The organism is Streptomyces sp. NPDC018029, assembly GCF_044327655.1.
Lineage (GTDB): Bacteria > Actinomycetota > Actinomycetes > Streptomycetales > Streptomycetaceae > Streptomyces.
In genome coordinates this window covers 147,299-163,493 of the sequence record NZ_JBIRFV010000008.1, presented here as the reverse complement: position 1 = coordinate 163,493, position 16,195 = coordinate 147,299, and the positions used below count along the sequence as shown (strand labels likewise).

Annotated in this window: 15 protein-coding genes; 6 read left to right on the top strand and 9 right to left on the bottom strand. The window is 70.5% G+C overall.

Annotated features, from left to right (window positions below; genetic code table 11):
* Positions 1-27: 27 nt before the first annotated feature.
* Positions 28-552, bottom strand: a complete 525-nt coding sequence (locus ACH4D5_RS24650) for a hypothetical protein (protein ID WP_398306454.1) — start codon at positions 550-552, stop codon at positions 28-30.
* 233 nt (positions 553-785) lie between these two features.
* Here ACH4D5_RS24650 and ACH4D5_RS24645 point away from each other — a divergent pair, with 233 nt between their 5' ends.
* Together ACH4D5_RS24645 and ACH4D5_RS24640 are read left to right on the top strand one after the other, a co-directional pair.
* Positions 786-1,328 carry a DUF2243 domain-containing protein gene (locus ACH4D5_RS24645; protein WP_398306452.1) on the top strand — a complete coding sequence of 181 codons (543 nt, stop codon included), beginning with the start codon at positions 786-788 and terminating at the stop codon, positions 1,326-1,328.
* A complete protein-coding gene (locus tag ACH4D5_RS24640; protein WP_398306450.1) occupies positions 1,325-2,218 on the top strand; it encodes a cytochrome c oxidase assembly protein in 894 nt (297 codons plus the stop codon). Before ACH4D5_RS24645 ends, ACH4D5_RS24640 begins: the two co-directional genes overlap by 4 nt.
* On the opposite strand, the gene ACH4D5_RS24635 is transcribed toward ACH4D5_RS24640, so the two are convergent.
* Together ACH4D5_RS24635 and ACH4D5_RS24630 are read right to left on the bottom strand one after the other, a co-directional pair.
* Positions 2,194-4,920, bottom strand: coding sequence for a LuxR C-terminal-related transcriptional regulator (locus ACH4D5_RS24635; RefSeq protein WP_398306448.1), 2,727 nt, complete (start codon positions 4,918-4,920; stop codon positions 2,194-2,196). The genes ACH4D5_RS24640 and ACH4D5_RS24635 overlap by 25 nt on opposite strands.
* Before the next feature lie 187 nt (positions 4,921-5,107).
* Positions 5,108-6,004: an alpha/beta hydrolase gene (locus ACH4D5_RS24630; protein ID WP_398306446.1), complete on the bottom strand. Its 897-nt coding sequence runs from the start codon at positions 6,002-6,004 to the stop codon at positions 5,108-5,110.
* A 468-nt stretch (positions 6,005-6,472) separates the two neighbouring features.
* Here ACH4D5_RS24630 and ACH4D5_RS24625 point away from each other — a divergent pair, with 468 nt between their 5' ends.
* Together ACH4D5_RS24625 and ACH4D5_RS24620 are read left to right on the top strand one after the other, a co-directional pair.
* On the top strand, positions 6,473-7,816 hold the full coding sequence (locus tag ACH4D5_RS24625) for a TolB family protein (RefSeq protein ID WP_398306444.1): 1,344 nt from the start codon (positions 6,473-6,475) through the stop codon (positions 7,814-7,816).
* A 99-nt stretch (positions 7,817-7,915) separates the two neighbouring features.
* The gene (locus ACH4D5_RS24620) at positions 7,916-8,509 is read left to right on the top strand and encodes a S1 RNA-binding domain-containing protein (protein WP_398306443.1); all 594 of its coding nucleotides are present in this window, start codon (positions 7,916-7,918) and stop codon (positions 8,507-8,509) included.
* A 146-nt stretch (positions 8,510-8,655) separates the two neighbouring features.
* Here ACH4D5_RS24620 and ACH4D5_RS24615 read toward each other — a convergent pair whose 3' ends face one another.
* The 3 genes from ACH4D5_RS24615 to ACH4D5_RS24605 all read right to left on the bottom strand — a co-directional run bounded on the left by ACH4D5_RS24615 (position 8,656) and on the right by ACH4D5_RS24605 (position 10,322).
* Positions 8,656-9,129 carry an NUDIX hydrolase gene (locus ACH4D5_RS24615; protein ID WP_398306441.1) on the bottom strand — a complete coding sequence of 158 codons (474 nt, stop codon included), beginning with the start codon at positions 9,127-9,129 and terminating at the stop codon, positions 8,656-8,658.
* A gap of 120 nt (positions 9,130-9,249) precedes the next feature.
* Positions 9,250-9,930 carry an NAD(P)H-dependent oxidoreductase gene (locus tag ACH4D5_RS24610; protein WP_398306439.1) on the bottom strand — a complete coding sequence of 227 codons (681 nt, stop codon included), beginning with the start codon at positions 9,928-9,930 and terminating at the stop codon, positions 9,250-9,252.
* A 59-nt stretch (positions 9,931-9,989) separates the two neighbouring features.
* Positions 9,990-10,322, bottom strand: a complete 333-nt coding sequence (locus tag ACH4D5_RS24605; protein WP_398306437.1) for an ArsR/SmtB family transcription factor — start codon at positions 10,320-10,322, stop codon at positions 9,990-9,992.
* Positions 10,323-10,730: 408 nt separating this feature from the next.
* On the opposite strand from ACH4D5_RS24605, the gene ACH4D5_RS24600 reads away from it, so the two are divergent.
* Complete coding sequence (locus ACH4D5_RS24600; protein WP_398306435.1) at positions 10,731-11,597, top strand: GNAT family N-acetyltransferase; 867 nt, start codon at positions 10,731-10,733, stop codon at positions 11,595-11,597.
* A 608-nt stretch (positions 11,598-12,205) separates the two neighbouring features.
* A complete protein-coding gene (locus tag ACH4D5_RS24595; protein WP_398306433.1) occupies positions 12,206-12,496 on the top strand; it encodes a hypothetical protein in 291 nt (96 codons plus the stop codon).
* 138 nt (positions 12,497-12,634) lie between these two features.
* On the opposite strand, the gene ACH4D5_RS24590 is transcribed toward ACH4D5_RS24595, so the two are convergent.
* From ACH4D5_RS24590 to ACH4D5_RS24580, 3 genes are all read right to left on the bottom strand, one after another.
* On the bottom strand, positions 12,635-13,756 hold the full coding sequence (locus ACH4D5_RS24590; protein ID WP_398306431.1) for an FAD-dependent oxidoreductase: 1,122 nt from the start codon (positions 13,754-13,756) through the stop codon (positions 12,635-12,637).
* A 256-nt stretch (positions 13,757-14,012) separates the two neighbouring features.
* A complete protein-coding gene (locus ACH4D5_RS24585; RefSeq protein WP_398306430.1) occupies positions 14,013-14,774 on the bottom strand; it encodes a metallophosphoesterase family protein in 762 nt (253 codons plus the stop codon).
* Between the two features lie 492 nt (positions 14,775-15,266).
* Positions 15,267-16,145: an alpha/beta fold hydrolase gene (locus ACH4D5_RS24580; protein WP_398306428.1), complete on the bottom strand. Its 879-nt coding sequence runs from the start codon at positions 16,143-16,145 to the stop codon at positions 15,267-15,269.
* Between the last annotated feature and the right edge of the window lie 50 nt (positions 16,146-16,195).

Genomic DNA, 16,195 nt, shown 5'->3' with positions numbered 1-16,195 from the left:
TGCACGCAAGCGCCAGGGATGTGTGCTCTAAAGGCTGCGCCGGGGGAGGGGACCCACGTCGGCGCGGCGGCCCGGGCGGAGGGAGGCGTGTCGCTGGCCGGGGCCGGGGCCTCCTCGTGCGGCCAGGGCGTCGGCGACGGCACCGGTGGCGAAGGCGTAGACGGCCTTGTGCAGCACGTCGACGACAAGTTCCTTTCGGGGCCAGGTCGTTGGCGGGGCGCCGACGCCGGTGGCGTTCTCGAGGATCTGGTCGTTCGTGAGACGTACGACGGTGAACTGCGCCGAAGCCGTCGGCCCGCGCAGCCCGGACTGGGCCATGACCGACCGCAGCACACCGAGGAGGGCGGCCTGGCCGAAGTGCATGGCCCAGTTCACCCGGAGAGGCTGTCGGCCGGGGCGTTCCGGCATGCCGGTCAGACGTTGGAGGGTCCGCGCGGGCACGTGTGAGTCAGGCCGTCCCGTGATGGCCTGCTCGATCTTCTCGCCGAGCGTCATCACGACACCCCCGGCCGTTCCTGCGACCAGTCCTTGCCACACCGCACGCTTGATCATGCCGTTCCGGGTACCCGATGTCGGCGCCCCGACCCACCGGATCGAGACGGACTCCACCCGGTCGCTGGGGGCCTCACCCGGATGCCGGGGCCCACGGGCGGGGGCGATGAGTCGGGGGTAGGCGTACCGGTCAGCAGCAGACGGTTCCCGGAGCAGAACAGAGCGGAGGAGCGAGACCGACTGACCCACAGCAGAGCAGAGAGACGACCCCGGCAACGCAGAAAGGCAGATCCATGAACGCATCGGCCCATCCGCACCCGGCCGCCCCCGGGGCGAGGCCCGAGCCGCGCAGGTCGATGGTGGTGTGCGGAGTGCTCGGGGTGGCGGCGATGGCCGCGCTTGACGAGATCGTCTTCCACCAGATCCTGCACTGGCACCACTTCTACGACCGATCCACTCCCGGCATGGGCCTGATGTCGGACGGGCTGCTGCACACCGGTGAGCTGCTGGGGCTCGTCGCGGGCTTCTTCCTGTACGCCGATCTGCGCCGCCGTGGCGCCCTGGCCCCGGCGCACGCCTGGGCCGGGTTCTTCCTCGGGCTCGGGATCTTCCAGCTGTACGACGGGATCGTGGACCACAAGCTGCTGCGCCTGCACCAGGTCCGCTACGGCGTGGACGTCACCCCGTACGACTGGGCGTGGAACCTGGCGGGCCTGGCGTTGCTGCTGACCGGCGTGGTGCTGGCGGTCCGCGCGCCCCGCAGCAACCGCACCCCCAACCGCAGTGGCGGCAGGGACAGGGGCAGCGGCAGCGGCAGGGCGGGCTCGGCGTCGTGAACCTCGCGCATGCCCACCCGGGCCCGGCCATGGGGCCGCACCCGGGCCCAGGACCCGTCGAGCTGGTGACAGTGGTGGCCGCGCTGCTGGTGGCCGCCGCGTACCTGCTGGCCGCGGGCCGGCTGCGACGGCGCGGAGACGGCTGGCCCTGGTGGCGGGATGTCTCTTTCTCCGTCGGCGGGTGCGGTGTGGCCTGGGCGGCGGTGGGCCCCTTGCCGGGCGGGCCGTTCACCGCCCACATGGTCCAGCACCTGATCGTCGGCATGGCGGCCCCCGTACTGCTCGTCCTGGCCCGCCCCCTCACCCTCACCCTGCGCACGCTGGCACCCGGCACGGCGCGCAGGGGACTGCTGGCCCTGGCCCGCTCCCGTCCCGTCGCGTGGCTGCTCTTCCCGCCGCTGGCGGCCCTGCTCGACATCGGAGGGCTGTGGCTGCTGTACCGGACAGGGCTGTTCGCGGCCATGCGGCACGAGCCTTGGCTGCACGCCGTCGTGCACGCGCATGTCCTCGCGGCCGGTCTGCTGTTCGCCTTCGCCGTCTGCCAACTCGACCCTGTCCGCCACCGTAGGAGCCTTACCGTGCGAGGGGCGACCCTGCTGGCCGCCGGCGCCGCACATGCCGTACTGGCCAAGACCCAGTACGCGGCGGCGCCCCCAGGCACCTCATTCGCCTCGGCCGATCTCCAGACCGGCGCGCAAGTCATGTACTACGGCGGCGACTTGGCGGAAGCGGCGCTCGCCGTCGTCGTGGCCGCCTCCTGGTATCGGGCAACCGGCCGTGCGCAGCTGCGCCGGCCCCGCCTCCGCGAGCATCCCCATGCTCCGCGCCGTAGCCGTAGCCGTAGCCGTAGCCAGATCCAGGCTCCTCAGCGCTCGCACACCGGCGCGTAACCGCTTCCGGCGAGCAACCGCGACAGCTCGACACGGGAACGTACACCCAGCGCGGCGAACACATTGCGCAGGTGGTGGTCGACCGTGCGGTGGCTCACCGACAGGCGTACCGCGACCTCCCGATTGGTGGCGCCTTCCGCCACATGCCGCGCGATGCGCTGCTGCTGGGGAGTCAGCGCGGCCAGCGGCCCCGGTGGCCCGGTCTCGCCCGTCACCGGGGCTGCCACTGCCACTGTCACCGCCTCGCCCGCCGCGCGAAGTTCGCCGCGGCTGCGGTCCGCCCAGGCCCGTGCCCCGCACCGCTCGAAGGCGACCAGCGCGTCACGGAGCGGACCGCGCGCCTCGCGGGTACGGCGCCTGCGGCGCAGCCACTGGCCGTACAGGAGTTGCGTAAGGCCGCGTTCGAACTCGCCCGGCATGCGGTCGTGGTGCGCGAGCGCACGCTCGTACGCCGTGGCCGCCTGGTGAGGCGGTGCCAAGAGGGCCTGACAGCGCGCCAGTTGGGCGGGAGTGAGCGGGTCCGCCGTGGCCTCGGCCCAGCGGGTGAACTCTTCCGTGGCCTGCCGGGCCTCCGCCGTCCGGCCGGCCTGGACAGCCGCTTCCACGAAGCAGGGGACAGCGAGCATCCTGATGGCGAAGTGGCCGCGTCGTGGCCCGGGGCCGACCAGCGGTGCGAGCCGTGCCGCCGCGTCGGCCGGGCGCCCCGCGGCGAGATCCGAGCGGGCGACGGCCCAGACGGAGAGGGTGGCGGCCTGGGCGAGCCCGTGCGGTCCCGCGCCGGCCGCCGCGGCGGCCGCGTGCTCGGCGCAGGCTTCGGCGTCGCCCTCCACGGACGCGGCCAGGGCGAGAACGGCGTGCAGCGAGACCGCGACATTGGACTGCGCGAGGCGTTGCGCTGCCCTGAGGCCTTCGAGGGCGTGTGCCCGGGCGCGGGTGTGGCGGCCCGCGCGCAGTTCTCCGTGGGCCAGCCGCTCCAGGGCACGAGGCAGGAGGACGTCGGGGCCGTAGGCGCGTACGGCCGCGAGGGCCCTGGTCCCGGCCTCACAGGCGGTCTCGACCTCGCCGACCACCAGGGCGGCGACAGCGGCGCGCAGCAGTCCGGCGGGTTCGTCCGGGCCGGGCAGCTCGTCAAGGCAGCGGCGCAGCACGGCGTGACCCTCTGCGGTGCGGCCCGAGAGGACCGCGCACATCCCGACGCGGTACGCCTCCAGGGCCGGGTCGTCGGCGCAGACCGGTAAGCGCGTCATGGCCTCCAGGTAGGCGGCGGCATCGCCCATCGCCCAGGCCGCCTCCGCCGCGCCGAGCAGCGCGTGCCGGGCCTGGTCGGGCGGGAGCAGCACGGCGGCGGTGAGCAGGGACTCCCTGGCGTCGTCGGCAGGACCGTCGGCGAGGGCGAGCAGTCCGTGCACCCGGTGGACGCCACCGTGGGCGGGGACGGCGCCGGAGCGGGCCAGCAGGGCACGGGCCCGTACGGGATCCCCCGCGAGCCGGGCCGCTTCCGCGGCCTCGGCGAGCCGGTCGGTGCGGGACTCCGCGTCGGCGGTGAGCGCCGCGGCGCGGGCCAGGGCGGCGGACCGCTGGGCGTGCGGCAGATCCGCGGTGGTCTTCGCGGTCGCCTCCGTGGCGAGGGATCCGGCGAGCCGCGCGTCGTGGCCCTCGGCCGCGCAGGCGAGTTGGACCAGGTGGGAGAGGCGGTCGCGGCAGAATTCGGCGAGGCGGACATGGGCGGCTCTTCGGCGCGCGAGGGGGGCTCGGCGCAGGACGGCCCGGCGGAGCAGCGGGTGGGTGAAGTGGATCCGGCCGCCCGATCCGACGACGGCTCCGGCGGCTTCCGCGGACGCGAGCCCGGCGGCGGTACCGCCGGCCCGCAACACCAAGGAGAGATCCGCGCCCGCCCCGTCGGGCTCGTGCTCACCGGCCGCCGCGGCGAGCAGCAGCAGGGCACGGGCGCTGCCGGACAGCTCGTCGACGCGGATTGCGGTGGCGTAGTCGGCGAGGAGGTCCTCCCCGCCGGGCAGGGGGTCGGGCAGCGGGGTGCGCCCGGCCAGTTGGTCGGGGGTGAGGGCCGCGACGAGCGCGGTGAGCAGGCGGGGGTTCCCCACGGCCTCGCGGATCAGCCACGCGCCGACGACAGGGTCGGCGAAGCCCTCGGTGAGCCGGTCGAGCAGAGCGGCGGCGGCGCTGTGGTCGAGCGGTCCCAGGCGCAGGGTCGGCAGCCCCGCGAACTCGGCCGCCGTGACGGCGTGTTCAGCGAGAGTGAGCAGTACGGCCACGGGTGCCGCGGTGGTGGTCAGGCGACGCAGCTCTGTGGAGAGGGCTGCCCGGGACGCGGGATCCCACGTGTGCGCGTCATCGACGCAGACCAGTTGCGGGCTCTCCGGCTCAGGTGCTGCGGACACCCATGCCAGCGGCACTCGCCCAGCCCACACCCCCGGTGGCAGGACAGCCGATGATGCTGCGGTCGGCTGTACCGACGGCATCGGGCCGCAGATCGCCCGTGCGTACTCCACCAGTGCCGTCCGGCCGAGACCGGGTGGCGCGGTCAGGACGAGCACGCCGCCTCGGCCGGCCCGTACGCCTTCCACCAGGGACTTCACGGCGGCGATCGCCGCGCCGCGGCCGTGGAGCTCGGGGACCGCGAGCGGGCCGGGCACGAGTGGGGCGGGCGTGAGCGGGCCGGGTATGGGCGGGGAAAGGGTCACGCCCGCACGTTACTTCCGCGTAATACTCGCCGGAAGCCCCGCGTCCGCCGCGCTGGGCGAGCCCCCAGCGACACCCGCGTCCGGGTGTGCACTGGCACAATTGCGGGGCTGGGGGAGACGCGCACGCCGCCCGTCGCACCGGGTCCCGGGCGACGGGCGACGATCCGTACCTGACGTCAGGTCAGCATCAGGAACCATGAGGGCAGTTGCCCCGGTACTCCTCGATCGTGAGGCTCGGCCTCGGCAGCGGACAGAGGAACTGCTCGTAGCGGGTGTCGTTGTCGATGAACCGCTTCAGCCAGGAGATGCTGTACTTCGCGATCGTCGTGTTGGACGAGTTCGGCGTGAAGTGGGTGGCGTTGTTCAGCTCCAGGTACGCCTTGTCGAGGGAGCCCGGCAACGACTCGTAGAACGGCTCGGAGTGGCTGGAGACCGGTGCCACGCTGTCGCCGTCCGCACCGACGATCAGCGTCGGGGTCCGCAGCTCGGGCCAGGTCTTGTCCACGTTCCAGCCGGTCAGCGGAATCGCCGCCTTGAGCGACGTACGGCTCTTGGCCGCCTCCAGACTTCCGCCGCCGCCCATCGAGTGGCCCATCACGCCGAGGCGGGAGGCGTCGACCCGGCCGCGTACGGAGCTCGACTTCGTCAGGTAGTCGAGTGCGGCGAGGAGTTGCCGCCCCCGGCTGTCGGGCTGGTCGACGGTGGTGAGGGTGTCGATCGTGAACACCACGAAGCCCTGTGAGGCGAGCCGCGGTCCGAGCCAGGCGATGCTCGACTGGTAGGCGGTGAAGCCCGGCGAGATGACGACCGCGCCGAACGTGCCGTCGGCGGTGGACGTCGGGTAGTAGACGGTGCCGCCGCCGAAGCCGGACACCGCGAGCGAGGAGACGTTGGTCTGCGAGACGGCGTAGGGGCCGCGGCTGGCCTCGATGCTGGAGACGGTCGGTGCGGGCCCGCGTTCATACGGGTTCTCCGCGGCGGCCTGGGCGCCGGGCGCGAGGCCGGTGCCGAGGAGGCCGGCGGTGGCGATCGCGGCGGCCAGACAGGCGCGTACGACAGGGCGGGAGAAGACGTGCTGCTGCACGGAGGGGTCCTCTCGTTCGTGGCGGAACCAGCGGGGAGGGGGCAGGTGCGCCCCGGCTCTCGGCGGGGCCGCCGTGTTCGTCGGGGGTCTCACCGTGGCGCCGGTGACCGCGTACGGACATCGGCGAAATCACCGGTGTCGTGGAGTGAAGAGCGAGCGGTCCACGACAGGCGACGGGCACCGGGCGGCAGGCGGCAGACGAGAGGCGGCGGGCACGAGGCGACGGGCGGCAGCCCGGCAGACGACGGGCGGCAGGCGCCACGCGGCATGAGACGGGCGGCTTGCGGCATGCGACGGTCCCCGGGGAGAGCAATGGTTGCCCATTCCGCGCGACTACGGCCCAGAAAGTCCGCCGAAACGCCCTGCTCGACTGATGCAACCGACGCATCCCCACCCGCGGAGGGCACGCCGCACGTTGACCCCCGGAGTCGCACGGTGTTCGCTCGGCCTTCCACACAGGAGGAACCGATGACCGTTCATCAGCGCGCGACAGCCGCGGGCGCCGCGCTCGCCGCCCTCTGCGCCGTGACCGTGCTCTCACCCGCGGGCGCGTCCGCCGCCCAGACCTCCGCGCCGCGCACCGAGCGGATCAGTGTCGGACCGGGCGGGGCCCAGGGCAACGCCGCCTCCACCAACCCCGCCGTCAGCGCCGACGGCCGCTACGTCGCCTTCGTCTCGGCTTCCCGGAACCTGGTCGAGAACGACACCAACGGCACCCCCGACGCCTTCGTCCGCGATCTGCGCACCGGCACGACGGAGCGCGTCAGCGTCAGGAGCAACGGCAAGGCGAGCCACGGCGTCGTACGAGAGGTCTCGATCAGTCCCGATGGTCGGTACGTGGTGTTCACCTCCACGGCCGACGATCTCGTACGCGGCGACCCCAACGACCTCGACGACGTCTTCCTGCACGACCGGAGCACCAGCAGGACCCAACGGATCAGCCCCACGGGCGCGTCCTACGACGGACTGCGCTCCCACCTGACATACGACCCAGCGGTCAGCGGCGACGGCCGCTACATCGCCTACGCGTCGGGCGCCGAGGATCTCGTACCGGGGGACGCCAACGAACGGGACGACGTCTTCCTCTACGACCGCAAAGAGAAGACCACGCAGCTGGCTCAGCTCACCGACGCGGGCGAGCACGGCGCGGGCGACGCGTTCGGCCCGGCGTTCGCGGGCGACTCCGGCGGCCGGTACCTCGCTTTCACCTCCAACACGTCCAACTTGGCTGCTGTGGAAGACCACTCCTCCGCGACGGACATCTTTCTGCGCGACCGGGAGAAGGGCACGACGGAACTCATCAGCGTTCCCCACGCCTACAACCGCAAGACGCCGTCCTGGGGCGCCGCCCTGAGTGGCGACGCCCGCCATGTGGCGTTCACGTCGGCCTCCAGGGTGCTCCGACCCGAGGGCCCGGCCCCGACCAGCCCGCACAACGTCTTCCTCTACGACCGCGATACGAAGCGCATGCGACTGGTGAGCGCCGCCCAGGACGGCACCCCGGCCAACGGCGACAGCGACGGCGTCTCACTGAGCCGGGACGGACGGTACGCCGCCTTCACCTCCACCGCCTCCAACCTCACGCCTGACGACGGCGACAGCAGCGCGGACGTCTTCCTGCGGGACATGGTGACCGGGGAGGTACGCCTCGTCAGCGGCGAGAGCGAACCGGTGTCCGAGGACACCGCACCGGGCCGCAGGACCGGCGTCAGCGACGACGGCGGCGCGGTGGTGTTCGACTCCCCGGCCGGCAACCTCGTCCCCGACGACACCAACGGCACGGCCGACGTCTTCCTGCGCCACATGCGCTGACACGGCCGACGGCGGCCATCATGGGCCATGACACGCTGGTCCGCACCTGGTCACGAGAGCTGGAAGCAGTCCGACCGGCGGCCCAGTAAGCTCACCTCCATGTCCGAGCCAGCCCCTGACCCCCGCCTGCAGTCCTTGATCAACCAGCTCCGGCCGGGGGTCGTGAGAACGGTGAAGGTCACCGGGTTCGACGGGGAGGACGTCCTGGTGCAACTCGTGGATGCCGGAGGCGAGGAAGCCGAGATCGGCCGGATATCCGGGCACGAGGTGTCGATGCGCCGGGTGGGGCACGCATCCGAGCTGTTCGAGGTCGGCCAGGAGATCAATGCCGAAGAGATCGGTTGCCGGCACGAGGGTGAGCTCCGTCTCTCCGCCAAGGCGTGCGAAATCCCGGCCCTGCGGTCCTTTCTCCTCTCGCTCGAACCAGGGCAGGTCGTGACGGGGACGGTCGCCGCGGTTCACGACTTCGGCGTCTTCGTTCACATCGACGGCGAACCGAACGGACTCTGCACCGGCTTCATCCGAGTGCCGGACCTGAAATGGGGCGGGACGAGCCATCCCTCCGAGACAGTCGAAGCCGGCCAGCGGATCGCCGCTGAGGTGGTCATCGCAGAGACGCGCTCCGGGCAGGCCATGCTCTCGTTGAAGGCTCTGCAGGAGGACGGTCGAGACCCTGGAGCAACTTGTCGATGAAGGCGAGCCGATCACGGTGAAGGCCGCCGGGTTCGACCTTCAGCGCCACCGGATGCGGCTGGGCGCCGCCGGCGAAGCGGACGTGCCCGCCATAGCCCACCTGCCCTGAGCGCTCATCACCCTCATCAACCTCATGACCCACCGACTCAGTGCCGGATCAGGCCGCCGATCGGGACAGGGGCAACGTGGCCGGTCGCCGGAACGGCCTGCGCCAAGGCGAGGCCGACATCGAGCAGCGAAGAACGTTCGAGGCGAGCAACGTCGGTGATCGGAGTCCAGACCGACTCGGCGGTTTCGCCGTTCGGCTCCGGACGAAGTCGGCCGCCAGTGATGCGGACCCGGTAGAAGATGCCGACATTCTGGAGCTCGGGCCGGCCAGGCGAACGGCGCTCTGCCGCAGGGATCACCCGTGAGTCCACACCCAGTAGGCGTTCGACCACGGCGTCCAAGCCGGTCTCCTCGGCGATTTCGCGGATCACCGCATCGAACGGATCTTCCGCGTGCTCAACCCTGCCACCTGGCAGAGTCCAGGTCTTGTCGCCGTCCGGCTTCACGGCATGAGCGAGCAGCACCCGCCCGTCCTCGATGCAAACGGCGTACGCCGCCAGTCGTAAATCCACCCTGGGAGGCTATCTCTGCAATCGGCTGGACGCAGCACCAAGTTGACCCCCCGTTGCACCAAGCGTGACCGACCACGCCATCACGGCACCGACCATCCCGGCGGGATCTCAAACACCCACTCACCCCACGGTGGTCTGCACATCAGCCGCGATGCGAGCGACCTGCTCCCTGACCGTGTCCAGCGCAGCGATGCGCTCCTCGTCGGTCATGCGTGCCGGTCCATGGGTGATGACAGGGGCGAGGGTCTGGTAACCGACGAACTCCAGCATTCCGCGGTGGATGTGGAACAGGAAGTCGTCCATCGACCCGAAGGCTCCACCGGGCCGGAACGAATCGCTCGACCCGCCGGTCGTGAACAGCAGCATGGCCCGCTTCCCGGCGAGCGCCGCATCGTCGAAGAGTCCGTAGTCCCCGCCGAAGACCCCGCCCATCACGAAGACCCGGTCCACCCAGCCCTTGAGGATCGCGGGGAGCGAGAACCACCACAGCGGGAACGACAGCACGAGCAGATCAGCGGCGAGCAGCCGATCGAGATGGGCCTTGACGGTCGCGTCGAGTGTCCCGTCCTTGACCGCACGCCGCTGCTCGGCCTGCGGCTTGAAGTGGCCTTCCACCGGCGCGAATTCCTCGCGGGCGAGGACAGGGGCCCATGCGTCGGAGTAGAGGTCGAGGACGTCTACCCGGTACCCGGCGTCGCGCAGGGCCTGGGCCGCGGTGGTCATCTGGGCGGTGCTGAACGAGAGAGGCTCGGGGTGCGCGTGAACAATCAGGGCGGTGGGTGCAGCATCGAAGGTCGACATGAGGAGATCATATCGACGTATCACGATGCGTCAATGTGTTTGAAGAGTCGGTCGTGCGATCAGAGCGTGGTGCCGATCGTCCGCGCCAGCTGCTCCAACCGCCCTTCATCGCGCCGGTAGTGCGTCCACTTGCCCACCCGCGTCGGACGTACGAGCCCGGCCCGTTCGAGCGTGCTCATGTAGCTGGAGACGGTCGACTGGGCGAGCCCCGACTTCGCCTGGATGTGTGTGACGCACACGCCGACCGCCTGGCGATCCGCGATCGGCTCGTACTCGGCGAAGTGCGCCTCGGGATCTTTCAGCCACTCCATGATCTGCAAACGGGCAGGGTTGCCAAGGGCCTTGAAAACCTCGACCAGATCCCCCGAACCCAATCCCGCCGTCGCGGCCATGCGTCACCTCTCCCGCCAAACAATCCGACACACCACGATATCTCGATATCTAATCCGGAGAGGGCCAGGCCACAGAGCTGACGATGACGGAGCGCACGGCACATCAGACGGCGGGCCCTGCTCACCCTCACCGATGCGGTGCGCCACCGCCGACCGGTCTCGATCCGCTACACCGACCGCGGCGGACGGCGCATCAAAGCGGCCGGGGGGCCTGGTACGGCACAGCGCGTGTTGGATCCGCGCGCACCTCCACGCCGGCGCCCCTCGCGCCACCCTCTGCCCGCCAAGCCTGACAACCAGGAACCGATGTCGTTCGTGAGACGGCACACCTAGGGCATCCCCTGTCGATCTGACCGGCTGAGGAAAACCAGGTGTGGCCGGTCGCCCGCATGGTGTGAGATACGGGACATGACCATCGTTCTGAACGAGCCCGGTGTTGACGGGTTGACCGGGGCCGTGGAAGCCCTCCGCGTATGGCAGGACGACCGCACGCCGCTGCAACTGCACCCGGGAGACCTCGGCTGGGCCTGGGCGCTGGGCGCGGAAAGGCTGGCCGCGGCCGTCCGCACCTGGAGCGTGGACGGACGGATCATCGCCGTCGGATACCTGGACGCCCCTGATGTGCTGCGCCTGACGACCGCGCCCGACCTGCGACAGGACGAGGCTCTGGCGCGTCAGCTGCTGGCGGACCTCAACGATCCGGAGCGCGGGGTCCTGCCGCCCGGGAAGGTCAGCCTCGAAATCCCCAACGGCGCCCTGCTCCGCGAGGTCCTCTTGGAGGCAGGCTGGAATCTGGACGAGCCGTGGACCCCGCTGCGCCGCGACCTCACCGAGCCGGTGAAGGACTCCGGCCTGCGGATCGAAGTAGCCGGTCCGGAGACGGCGGGGGTGCGGACCGCGGTGCACCGCTCGGCGTTCGGCAGCCCGTGGTTCACCGAGGAGATCTGGCACGTCCTCGCGGCCGGGCCCTTCTACGCCCATGCCCGCTGCCTGGTCGGCTACGACGACCAGGACAACGCGGTGGCCGCGGTGACGGTCTGGTCGGCCGGGCCCGGCAAGCCCGGCCTCCTGGAGCCGTTGGGTGTACACGCCGACCATCGCGGCCACGGCTATGGGACGGCGATCAGCGTCGCCGCTGCGGCCGCGCTGCGTGAACTGGGCGCATCAAGCGCACTCGTCAGCACCCCCAGCGCGAACGCTGCCGCCGTCGCCGCCTACAGGGCAGCCGGATACGAGCCGTCGCCCGAACGGCTGGACGTCAGCCGAGCCGCCTGAAAACGATCAGGCGACGGTATCGGACAGGCCGCGTAACTCTCCCTGAGGGCGGAACAACTCGGCGGACAGGAAGCTCCTTTGATCGACCCAGCCTGATATTCAAACCGTCCAAGGAAACCTGAGCGATGCCGCGTCCGCGCCGTGCCGCGGCGTCGACACGCCACGCGAGCGCGGTGGCGGCGTCGGGTGCGGAGGTGTCCTCGCGCGAGAGCAGACCGGACTCGGGCACCTCAGCCATACCGTCCGCACGGAATTGCTGGTGCGCCGCAGCGATCAGGCGTGCGCCGAGCCACGCACGGTCCTCGACCGACCCACGTACGTAGAGGCAGTCGAGCACCAACGAAGCCGAGAGCAGGCGCCACCTCACGTGAGGAAAGGGCGCGTACCCACATGCGTGTCTCCCAGGGGGCCATGGGTTGCCGCCGGGCCGAGGTCGCACGAGCGAGCGGGCCGATGTAGGTATCCGCGCGTCAACCCGACGCCTCCGATGTACACCTCACGGGCACACCCACCGGCACCCGTGCCGCCACACCGACAACTACGCTACGTATTCGCTCCTGTCGGTGTCGTATCAACCCAGAGGTTCCGAGGTCTCGATGCTCCGTCGCATGCTCGCAGTGGCCCTCCTTTCCCTCCCCCTCGTCGTCGCGGCGGGGACCACTACGCAGGCCGCCGCGCCGGCCGAGACCACGCAGGCCGCCGAGGTCCCGGACCTCCGGTCGGAATGGCATTACAAAAGCACCTTCATCCGCTACCGCTATTGCGGCCTCCGAGGAGCCGAGGGTGTGCCCAACGAATGGACGGCCTACCAGTGCCGACCGGTGGACGTGGGTGGTGTCACCCAATTCGAACTGTGGGTCTGCTACGAGAAGGAGTGCCGGGCCCGAGCCCGGCCCTGAGCCCCTCGGTGCGGCCTGAGTTGATCCGCACCCGCGTCGAGCAGGAGACGACCAGGACGTAGCCGGAACACCCTATGATCACGCGGCTACCGTAGCTGTGGCCCTCCGGGCCCCCCAGCAAGATCCCAGACTGAGGTATCAGAAGCGATCGAACAGACTGACTACGCTCTGCGGCGCCTCCTGGCCGAAGAACACCTTCAGGTTCTGTGCCGAGCGCCCGGCGGAGTCGCTGCTGCGCGGGAACAGCCGCTCCTCGTAGGCAGCGAGCGCGGCCTCGGTGTCGGATTGCTCCACCAACCTGTGTGCCAGGTCCGCACCGTCGAACATGGCGAGGTTCGCGCCCTCGCCGGCGAATGGGGACATCAGATGCGCGGCATCGCCGACGAGCGTCACGCCGGGTGACCTGTCCCATGTGAGTCCGACAGGAAGCGCATAGATGGGCCGGAGCCACGGTTCTGCGTCGCTCTCCGTCACAAAGGCGGTGAGCAAGGGCGACCAGCCGTCGAATTCGTCGGCGAGCCGGCGGAGGCCCGCAGCCGGGTCACCGAAGTCGATCGACCTCATCCATTCCTCAGACTTGTTCAGCGCCACATACCCGCGCACATGCCCGTCGGCGTAGCGGTGGGCGATGATGCCTTTGCCCGGCGCGACCGCCATCAGCGTGCCGCCGCCGATCGCGGCCACGCTCGCCTGACAGTCATGGTCATCTGCGCTGAGAGCGATCTCGATGAAGCAGGTGCCGCTGTAGAGCGGCTTGGCGGGCGTGAGCAGTGGCCGCACCTTCGACCAGGCGCCGTCCGCGCCGACGGTGATGTCGGCACGCGTGGTGGAACCATCTGCGAAGGTGAGGTCCTGACCGCCTTGCGGACGGTGCCGGATCGCAGCGAGCTTGTGCCCCCACCTGATCGTGCCGGGCGCCAGCGAATCGATGAGCAGGCGCCGCAGTTCGCCTCGGTCCACCTCTGGACGGGCCGAACCGGGGTCCGCGGGCTTGTCGGACAGGATCGTGCCGTGGCGGTCGACCACGCGCTTGGCGTCCTCACCGGGGCGGACCAGGGTGAGGAACTCGTCGTAGAGCCCGGCTGCGCGAACCGCGACCTGTCCGGTCTCTACGTGGATGTCGAGCAGGCCGCCCTGCGTACGGGTCATCTCCGACGCCTCGGCCTCGTAGATCGTCGCGGCGATGCCGTGGACTTGCAGCACCCGGGCGAGCGTCAGCCCGCCCAGCCCCGCTCCGACAATGGCGATGGTCTTCTGCATGTGGCGCTCCTCGGTTGCGCCGGCACCGGCCGACGACGGTCTTTGCCGGCGGACGAGATGTCCGGCTCCGGCCAGGAGACGCTCAACGATCAGAACCATCTGCATCGATGTACGGGCGATGTCCGGCGGCGAACCCCCGGAACTTCGCTTTTCGCGACGCTGTGACTATAACTCGGGGTCCGCTTCGCAGCAGCCGGGGTCCTGTGTACTGGAAGACCGAGAGGAGGCTGCCGGCCACCGACCGTGTGGACGTGTCTCACGTGGTGTCACTACGCCCGTCCCGTGGGCCGAAGGCTGCGAGAGCGTCGGCGTCGGTTGCCTGCGCTCGAAGGAAGTAGTCGGCCCACGAGGTGATTTCGGGGTAGGAGGAGTCCTGGGTCACCTGGGTGATCGCGGCTTCGACATCGAAGTTCGTGGTCCGCAGTTCGACGCCGGGGCCCAGGAGCGCCCAGTGGGCGCCGGGGTGCCCGTAGGGCATGCCGACGCTGCCGGCGTTGACGACGAGTCGGCCGTGGACGAGGCGGACGAACGGCATGTGGGTGTGCCCGAGGACCACCGTGCGGACGTCTGCATCGAGCTCGCCGAAGACTTCTTGCCAGCGGTCGAGACGGGAGTCGACCAGGACGACTTCCTCGTCGTCCCGAGGGGTGGCGTGGCAGAACATGACTCGCCCCATGCCTTGCAAGGACAGGGAGAGCGATTGCGGCAAGCGCGCGAGGAGTTCGAGATGATCCGTGCGCAGTTGTTCGGCAGCCCAGGGAGCGATCGGGTCGGGGATGGTGTCGCGCTGGCCACGGCGGTACTCGAGGAGCTCACGATCAGCGTTCCCACTGACCCAGGCGACACGGTCTCCAAGGGAGGTCAACAAGTCCAGAACCTGGGCTGGTTGTGGGCCGGCGGCAATGTCACCGGTGAGCACCACGCGGTCCGCGGAACGCACCTCTGGTTCGGCGAGGACTGCCTCCAGGGCTGGCAGGACTCCATGAATGTCGGACAGGACGGCGACTCGCTCAAGCATGGTCACCACTGTGCAGTGACGTTCCGCTGGGTGGGCGATTGTTCTGCTACCCGCGAAGCCCGAGTTGCCTCTCCTAACGTCCCTTCTTCGAGCGACCGTAGAACACCATGGCAATAAGTACGGTCACGGCGATGAGGAAGATGACAAGACCTCCTGCCCCGTCGGGATACCAGCGGCCCGCAGCGATTGTTTCGAGCATTGCTTCCTCCAGGCGGTACGGCGACGACGCAGCCGAGCGCATCGGTGAGGTACGAGTAGGTCCTCTTCCTGCTACCCCGAGCCACCGATTCTGCGATCCCACCGTCCCGCGCAGACGGAATGCGAGCAAGAGATACATGCTGCAGGATCAGCGAACGCGCCGCCCAGGCTGTCGTCCTGTACGCCCGGTGACGTGCAGCGCAGGGTCGGCGTGGAGCCGCGCGGCGGACTGTTCAGGCGGGTGCGCAGCGGTTGTCCCGGCCCGGTCTGACACCTACGGACGCGGGGTCTCGCTCACCGGGTGAGCAGATCACGCAGGGCACCGCTGACCGTCGCCGGATCCTCCTCCGCCATGAAGTGGCCGCAGGAGACCGTCCGGTGGTCGAGATCCGGCGCCCAGGCACGCCACAGGGCGGCTGCGTCGAAGCCGAGAGCCGACCCCCAGTCCTGCTGGAGCACGGTCACCGGCATGGTGAGACGGTTGCCCGCGTCCCGGTCCGCCCGGTCGTGCTCGACGTCGATGTGGGCCGAGGCACGGTAGTCCGCGACGATGGACGGCACGGCTTCGCGGGACGCCTTGAGGTAGGCGGCCCGTACGTCGGCGGGGATCGCCGCGGCGTCGCGCGTCCAGAGGTCGAGGAAGTGGCCGAAGAACGCGTCAGGGGCGGCCCCGATCAGCTGCTCGGGGAGACCGGGCGGCTGCGCCATCAGGTACAGGTGGAAGCCCACGGCGGCGGTCGTACCGTGCATGACGTCCCACATGTCGAGGGTCGGCAGCACGTCGAGGGACATGAGGTGCGTGACCGCCTCCGGGTGGTCGAGCGCGGTGCGCACGGCGACCAGGGCGCCGCGGTCGTGCCCGGCCAGGGCGAACCGGTCGTGGCCGAGGGCACGGGCGAGCGCGACGACGTCGGCCGCCATCGTGCGCTTGGCGTACGTCGATCCGTCGACGTCGGTCGGCTTGTCGCTGGCACCGTACCCCCGCAGGTCCGGGCAGATCACGGTGTGCCGTTCCGCGAGGTCGGCCGCGACGTGCCGCCACATGAGGTGTGTCTGCGGGAAGCCGTGCAGCAGCACGACGGGGCTGCCGGAGCCGCCGACGGCGACGTGGAGGCGTACGCCGTCCGCGACGGTGACGTGGTGATGATCGAAGCCGGGGATGATCGGTGTCATGGTGTGGCTCTCCGGGAGGGGAAGATGGGGTGGGCGGTGTGCCGCCGTGA